We start from the raw sequence: 6,480 nt of genomic DNA on the forward strand, positions 1-6,480 counted from the left end.
GCGTCATCCTGTGCCGGTGAACGCAGCGGTCCGCCCGATCTCCGAAGCCGACCTCGACGAGGTCGTGAAGATGGTCCACGAGCTCGCCGACTACGAGCGCGAGCCCGAGTCCTGTCTACTCACCACCGCCCAACTGCACGCCGCACTCTTCGGCCCGGCACCGGCACTGTTCGGACACGTCGCCGAGGTCGACGGGGTCGTCGTCGGCTGCGCGCTGTGGTTCCTCAACTTCTCCACGTGGCAGGGCGTGCACGGCATCTACCTGGAGGACCTGTACGTACGGCCCGAGCACCGCGGCCACGGCCTGGGCCGGGCACTGCTGGCCGAGCTCGCGGGCATCTGCGCCGACCGCGGCTACGCGCGACTGGAGTGGTCGGTACTCGACTGGAATGCGCCGTCGATCGGGTTCTACCGCTCGATCGGCGCGGTGGGCATGGACGAGTGGACGACCTTCCGGCTCACCGGGGCACCGCTGGCCGAGCTCGGCCGGGAGGCCGCGAGCGACCGATCGGCCGCGACCGGCGGCTGACCACCGCGGCCGGGCCCCCTCCGGATCACCCCGCGGACCCGTTTCCGGGGGCCTGGCCACGCGCGTCGGGCAGGTCCAACCCCATCGACCACATCCGCGACCGCTCGCTGATCAGCAGCAGGAACGTCCCGATGACGGCCACGCCCGTCACGATCCCGAGCAGCAGCTGCCGGGACGGCCCGATGAGCGAGTAGACCACCGGGAGCAGCAGCAGCTGGGCGACGATCGCGGGTGTGCGGGCCCATCGCCGGCCGGCCACCAGGCCCCAGCCGACCCAGAGGAGCGCGGCCCCGATGAGCGCGAAGTAGACGGCCTCACCGATGGCGTTGCCCACACCGATGTCGGCGCCGAGCGCCCGGACCGCCACCACCACCGCGAAAGCCACTCCCAGCAGGCCTTCCAGGCCCACGACGGCACCCGCCGACCGGATCTGCGGTGGCGGACCGGCGGGGGCTGCGGTCGGCCCGTCGGGGCCTGGAACGTGCTCGGACGTCACAGGCCCGAGGATAGGCCGGGCTACCCTGCGACGCGTGCGCGCACTGCTCGTGGTCAACCCTCAGGCCACGTCCACCACCCCGGCCGGACGTGACGTGCTCGCGCATGCGCTGGCCAGCGAGCTCAAGCTCGAGGTGCTGCTGACCGGTTACCGCGGCCATGCGGCCGAGGCGACCGCCCAGGCGGTCGGCTCGGGAGTCGAGCTCGTCGTCGCCCTCGGTGGCGACGGGACGGTCAACGAGGTCGTCAACGGCCTGATGGTCGCCAACCGCGGGGCGGCGCCGGCCGATCCCTGGGCAGCGCCGGCACTCGCCGTCGTTCCCGGCGGCTCCGCGAACGTCTTCGCCCGGGCCCTGGGCATGCCCCGCGACCCGGTCGAGGCCACAGCGGCCATCCTGGCGGCCCTGGAGGCCCGGCGTAGCCGGCTGGTGGGGCTCGGTCGCGCCGACGACCGGTGGTTCACCTTCAACGCGGGCCTCGGCTGGGACGCGGACGTCGTGGCCGAGGTGGAGCGGGCCCGTGCGCAGGGCCGCGAGGCGAGCCCGTGGCGCTACGCCGGCACGGCGCTGCGGCAGTACCTGCGCCAGCGGCGCAACCCCCCGGCGATGACCGTGGAGCTCCCCGGCAGCGAGCCCATCACGGACGTGCGGCTCGCGTTCGTCAGCAACACCGACCCCTGGACCTACCTCAGCGGGCGTGCGGTGCGGACGAACCCGGGCGCATCGTTCTCCACCGGCCTCGGCCTGTTCGCGCTGCGCGACCTCGGCCTGCCGACCATCGCACCGGTGCTGCGCCAGATCCTGCAGGCCGACGGGGACCCGCGGGCCCGGCACCTCATCCGGCACGATGCGGTGCCCTACGTTCGGGTCCGCACCGAGGAGCCGCTGGCGCTCCAGCTCGACGGCGACCACCTCGGGCAACGCAGTGAGGTCGAGTTCATCTCCGTGCCGGAGGCGCTACGCGTCGTCGTGTGAGAAGAGCAGCTCGTCGCAGCCGGCGTTCCGGTGTCACCCGTTTCAGTGACATCTGCGGTCCACTCACCGATGCGCGTGGACCGTCGAGCCGAACGGGGCTCGCACCAGCGCAAACGGTCCTACAAGGTAGGTCGTACGCAAGTGAGAGATCGCGGAGATGTTTTCCGCATGGTCTGCCGGACCCGGGGGTACCCGGCCAGCGGGCAGGTACAAGGTCGATCGCTCATCGTGACCGCGGCGCGAAGCAGTAACCGATCGTGTTGTCCATCGTTGCGATGAGTGGGTGAGGATCCTCACCTGAGTGGACCTTGTCCCTTGAAGACCGAGCGCGCTCGTGAAACCATTCACAAGCGCGGAAACACCGTGACGGACGATCGGCGCGACCCCGATCGCGCAATACGAGGAGCAGAGCAACCATGGATTGGCGTCACCGCGCTATCTGCCGCGACGAGGACCCGGAGCTGTTCTTCCCTGTGGGGACCAGCGGGCCCGCGCTGCTGCAGATCGCCGAGGCCAAGACCGTCTGCCGACGCTGCCCCGTGGTCACCGAGTGCCTGACCTGGGCACTGGAGAGCGGCCAGGATGCAGGCGTCTGGGGCGGTATGAGCGAGGACGAGCGTCGGGCGCTGAAGCGCCGCAACGCGCGCACTCGCGCACGCACGGCCTGATAAACGACAGGTCCCCTGGACCGACGAGCTTTCAGCTCCCCTGACCGCGGGCCCGAAGCCGGACGCCACCGGCATCGGGCCCGCGGTTGTGTCACCGGGCGCACGGATCGTCTCGGCGCTCCAGGCGGGGGGACCGCGGAGCACGGAACCAGCGCGACCAGGGTTCCGGAGTCGGCGATCACAGTTCTCAGGTTATCTCCCCGACATCGGCAGCCGGATGACGGCCTCCGTACCGCCTCCTGACCTGGGCCGCAACTGCAGAGTCGAGTCCAGCTCGGAGTCGAGCAGAGTGCGCACGATCTGCAGGCCCAGCCCGTCCGAACCGTCCGGATCGAAGTCCACCGGCAACCCACGGCCGTCGTCGGCCACGATCACGTCGAGCCGCCCGGCCGACCGCCGGGCCGACACCACCACCTCGCCGGACTCCCCCGGCTCGAAGGCGTGCGCCAGCGCGTTGTGCACCAACTCGGTCAGCACGAGGACGAGCGGTGTCGCCAGCGCGGCGGACAGCGTCCCGAAGCTCCCGTCCCGGCGGACCTTCGCCCGACACTCGGCGGTGGCACCGTCCCCGATCGCCGGCAGCACGGTGTCGACCAGATCGTCGAGGTCGACCTGCTCGGCCACCGAGAACGCCAGCGCCTCGTGCACGAGGGCGATCGAGGTCACCCGCCGCACGCTCTCGGCGAGCGCCCGGCGCGCCTCCGGGATCGCCGTCCGCCGGGCCTGCAGGCGCAGCAGCGCCGCGACCGTCTGCAGGTTGTTCTTCACCCGGTGATGGATCTCCCGGATCGTCGCGTCCTTGCTGAGCAGGGCCAGATCGCGACGGCGCAGGTCGGTGACGTCCCGGACGAGGACGAGCGCACCGGCGGCATCGCCTCGCGGGCGCAGCGGCAGCGCGCGGACCAGCATGACCGCGCCACGTGCCCGCACCTCCATCCGCAGCGACGCGTGGCCGTGCAGCGCGGACTCGATGCGCCTGGCGACCTCGGCCGCGTCGAACGGATCACGGACCAGATCACGGGTGACGTCGGCGAGCGTCAGCCCGATGAGGTCGCTCGCGTGGCCCATCCGGTGATAGGCCGACAGCGCGTTGGGGCTGGCATAGGCCACGAGGCCGTGGGAGTCCAGCCGGATCAGGCCGTCCCCGGCGCGCGGGCTGGTGTCGGCGCCGGCCACCGCGGCCTTCGGCGGGAACGTCCCGTCGGCGATCATCTGGCACAGGTCGGAGGCGCTGCCCAGGTAGGCGATCTCGAGCGGGCTCGGCACGCGTGGCATGGCCAGGTTGGTGTCGCGGGAGAGCACCGCGAGTACCCGGCCGGCGTGCCGGACCGGGATCGTCTCCCGGCGCACGGGCACCTCGAGGTGCCAGCGCGGGTCCTCCTCGCGGCAGATCCGGCCCTCGACGACCGCCCGGCGCAGCTGCGGGTTGTCCGTCGCGGTCGCCCGGGCGGCGACGATGTCCTCGGAGTGCGCCGTGGGGGCCGTCGTCGGACGGGCCTGGGCCACACAGAGGAACTCCTCGGCCTCGGCCGGATCACCCAACGGGATCCACAGCAGGAAGTCGGCGAAGGACATGTCGGCGAGCAACTGCCACTCGGCGACGACCCGCTGCAGATGGTCGACGGCGTCGCCGGGCAGCTGGGTGTGCTCGGCCAGGAGCTCGCTGAGGGTGGACACGCGTCAGTCGACCACCGCGATGAGATCGCCGCTCTGCACGACGTCGCCCTCCTCCACGGCCACCTTCGTCACGGTGCCGTCGACCTCGGTCAGCACCGGGATCTCCATCTTCATCGACTCCAGGATGACCAGGGTGTCACCGTCGGCCACCTGGCCGCCCTCGGCGACCACCACGGTCATCACGTTCGCAACCATCTCGGCCCGGATCTCCTCGGCCACTCGCGCCTCCTGATCGAGCCACCCGCCGGGCGGCCAGCCCTCTCGCATCAGGATCCATCCAACCACGTGGGAGACTGGCCCCAGCCAGCCGAGAAGATCGTGTGAGGAGGAGCCATGTCGAAGCGTGCCCGCAAGCGCCGCGACCGCAAGAAGAACGCCGCGAGCCACGGCAAGCGGCCCAACACCTGAGCCGGCCGGAAACGCGAACGCGGGCGACGTCCATGGACGTCGCCCGCGTTCGGTCTTCCGATCAGGTACTCCGCAGTCAGATGCTGCGTTCCACCCGGGTCGTGCGCACCTCGACGGTCGTCCCGCCGGGCCCGGACTCCACGGTCACCTCGGCCTGCTCGAGCACCGCGTGGCGGATCTGCTCGCGCAGCCGGGCCTTCAGCCCGTTCGGCGCATGCTCGCCGCCGCACTTGCGGGCCAGCAGCTCCTTCAGCTTCTCGTCGATGCCGTACTCGGCCAGGCACGGCTCGCACTCGTCCAGGTGCTGCGCGAGCAGTGCCCGGCGCTCCGGATCGCACTCGTGGTCGAGGAACAGCCACACCTCGGCCAGAACCTCGGAGCAGTCGGTCTCGTGGTGGTTCCCACAGCTCACCGGGTCACCTCCTGCTGCTCGCCGCGGAGGAAGCCGCGGTCCCGTGCCGTGTCCGTGAGCATGTCGCGCAGCTGCCGTCGACCACGGTGCAGCCGCGACATGACGGTGCCGATGGGAGTGCCCATGATCTCGGCGATCTCCTTGTAGGCGAAGCCCTCGACGTCGGCCAGGTAGACGGCCATCCGGAAGTCCTCCGGAAGCTGCTGCAGGGCCTCCTTGACGTCGGAGTCCGGCAGGTTGTCCAGCGCCTCCATCTCGGCCGAGCGCAGGCCCGTCGACGTGTGCTCGCTGGCCTGTGCGAGCTGCCAGTCGGTGATCTCCTCGGTGGGCGACTGCAGCGGCTGGCGCTGCCGCTTGCGGTACCCGTTGATGTAGGTGTTGGTCAGGATCCGGTACAGCCAGGCCTTGAGGTTCGTGCCCCGGCGGAAGGACTTGAAGGCCGAGTAGGCCTTCAGGAAGGTCTCCTGGACCAGGTCCTCGGCGTCCGCCGGGTTGCGGGTCATCCGCAGCGCGGCGCCGTAGAGCTGGTCGATGAGCGGCATCGCGTCCCGCTCGAAGCGAGCAGCACGCTCCTCGGCCGTCTCGGCCGGGGCCCCGTCCGCTGCGGCCAGGTCGGCTGCAGTCGTCTCGGCCTGGTCCGCCTCGGCGGGCTCGGACGCTGCCGTGGTCGACGGTTGTGGTGTCGCCGGGGTGCCGGGCACCGCGCTCCTCTCACGCAAGGCGAACCCTGCGACCACCTCGGGGGCGGTCGCCGCTGCGGCGACCGGATGTGGCATCGAGGGTACGCGCATCAGCGGACCCCGGCGCTCCGACGGTGCGTCCATAACAGCGTGCATCACGTCCGGTGCCAACGCAGGCCGCCGCCCGCCGATTCCCGGTGTGTCCGGTATGGCTACGGTCTCGACCGTGGCAGGGAAGGGCACGCCGGCGACCGCGCTGCTGGCCGGGCAGAAGGTCGAGCACCGGCTGCACACCTACACCCACCAGGGCGGACAGGCGTACGGCCCGGAGGCGGCCGAGGCCCTGGGCCTCGACCCGGCCCGGGTGTTCAAGACCCTCGTCGCCGAGGTGGACGGGGCGCTGACCGTCGGGATCGTGCCGGTGACGGCGACCCTCGACCTGAAGGCGCTGGCCGCGGCGGTGGGCGGGAAGCGGGCGCGGATGGCGGAGGTGACCGCCGCGGAGCGGGCCACGGGCTACGTGGCCGGCGGGATCTCGCCGTTGGGTCAGCGCAAGCGGCTGCCGACGGTGCTCGACGTCTCTGCCCAGGACTGGCCCACGGTGTTCTGCAGCGGCGGGCGGCGGGGCCTGGAGGTG

Annotated in this window: 10 protein-coding genes; 5 read left to right on the plus strand and 5 right to left on the minus strand. The window is 71.6% G+C overall.

The genetic code is table 11. The features are described 5' to 3' along the window. Positions 1–70 precede the first annotated feature (70 nt). Positions 71–529: a GNAT family N-acetyltransferase gene (locus HF519_RS28850; protein WP_211170733.1), complete on the plus strand. Its 459-nt coding sequence runs from the start codon at positions 71–73 to the stop codon at positions 527–529. A 25-nt stretch (positions 530–554) separates the two neighbouring features. Here HF519_RS28850 and HF519_RS28855 read toward each other — a convergent pair whose 3' ends face one another. Continuing rightward, on the minus strand, positions 555–1,025 hold the full coding sequence (locus tag HF519_RS28855; protein ID WP_169416135.1) for a hypothetical protein: 471 nt from the start codon (positions 1,023–1,025) through the stop codon (positions 555–557). Between the two features lie 34 nt (positions 1,026–1,059). Here HF519_RS28855 and HF519_RS28860 point away from each other — a divergent pair, with 34 nt between their 5' ends. Together HF519_RS28860 and HF519_RS28865 are read left to right on the plus strand one after the other, a co-directional pair. Beyond that, positions 1,060–1,998, plus strand: coding sequence for a diacylglycerol/lipid kinase family protein (locus HF519_RS28860; RefSeq protein ID WP_169416136.1), 939 nt, complete (start codon positions 1,060–1,062; stop codon positions 1,996–1,998). Between the two features lie 416 nt (positions 1,999–2,414). After that, complete coding sequence (locus tag HF519_RS28865; RefSeq protein WP_075950692.1) at positions 2,415–2,666, plus strand: WhiB family transcriptional regulator; 252 nt, start codon at positions 2,415–2,417, stop codon at positions 2,664–2,666. 192 nt (positions 2,667–2,858) lie between these two features. Here the strand turns inward: HF519_RS28865 and HF519_RS28870 are convergent, their stop codons facing one another. Then, on the minus strand, positions 2,859–4,343 hold the full coding sequence (locus HF519_RS28870) for a sensor histidine kinase (protein WP_169416137.1): 1,485 nt from the start codon (positions 4,341–4,343) through the stop codon (positions 2,859–2,861). 3 nt (positions 4,344–4,346) lie between these two features. Continuing rightward, positions 4,347–4,562 (minus strand): biotin/lipoyl-binding carrier protein, encoded by a 216-nt coding sequence (locus tag HF519_RS28875; RefSeq protein WP_169416138.1) that lies wholly within the window; start codon positions 4,560–4,562, stop codon positions 4,347–4,349. Between the two features lie 114 nt (positions 4,563–4,676). On the opposite strand from HF519_RS28875, the gene HF519_RS33625 reads away from it, so the two are divergent. Beyond that, positions 4,677–4,751 (plus strand): 50S ribosomal protein bL37, encoded by a 75-nt coding sequence (locus HF519_RS33625; protein ID WP_374112102.1) that lies wholly within the window; start codon positions 4,677–4,679, stop codon positions 4,749–4,751. 76 nt (positions 4,752–4,827) lie between these two features. On the opposite strand, the gene rsrA is transcribed toward HF519_RS33625, so the two are convergent. Then, positions 4,828–5,163 carry a mycothiol system anti-sigma-R factor gene (gene rsrA, locus HF519_RS28880; protein ID WP_169416139.1) on the minus strand — a complete coding sequence of 112 codons (336 nt, stop codon included), beginning with the start codon at positions 5,161–5,163 and terminating at the stop codon, positions 4,828–4,830. Further along, positions 5,160–5,864: a sigma-70 family RNA polymerase sigma factor gene (locus HF519_RS28885; RefSeq protein WP_369009266.1), complete on the minus strand. Its 705-nt coding sequence runs from the start codon at positions 5,862–5,864 to the stop codon at positions 5,160–5,162. The genes rsrA and HF519_RS28885 overlap by 4 nt, the downstream gene beginning before the upstream one ends. A gap of 205 nt (positions 5,865–6,069) precedes the next feature. On the opposite strand from HF519_RS28885, the gene HF519_RS28890 reads away from it, so the two are divergent. Further along, positions 6,070–6,480, plus strand: a 411-nt coding sequence (locus HF519_RS28890) for an aminoacyl-tRNA deacylase (protein ID WP_169416141.1), incomplete at its 3' end; no start/stop codon positions are given.

This window comes from Pseudonocardia bannensis (assembly GCF_012911875.1).
GTDB lineage: Bacteria > Actinomycetota > Actinomycetes > Mycobacteriales > Pseudonocardiaceae > Pseudonocardia > Pseudonocardia bannensis.

Coding starts and splice junctions, on each gene's coding strand:
- HF519_RS28850 (WP_211170733.1), top strand. CDS start 71: ATGGTCCACGAGCTCGCCGACTACGAGCGCGAGCCCGAGTCCTGTCTA.
- HF519_RS28865 (WP_075950692.1), top strand. CDS start 2,415: ATGGATTGGCGTCACCGCGCTATCTGCCGCGACGAGGACCCGGAGCTG.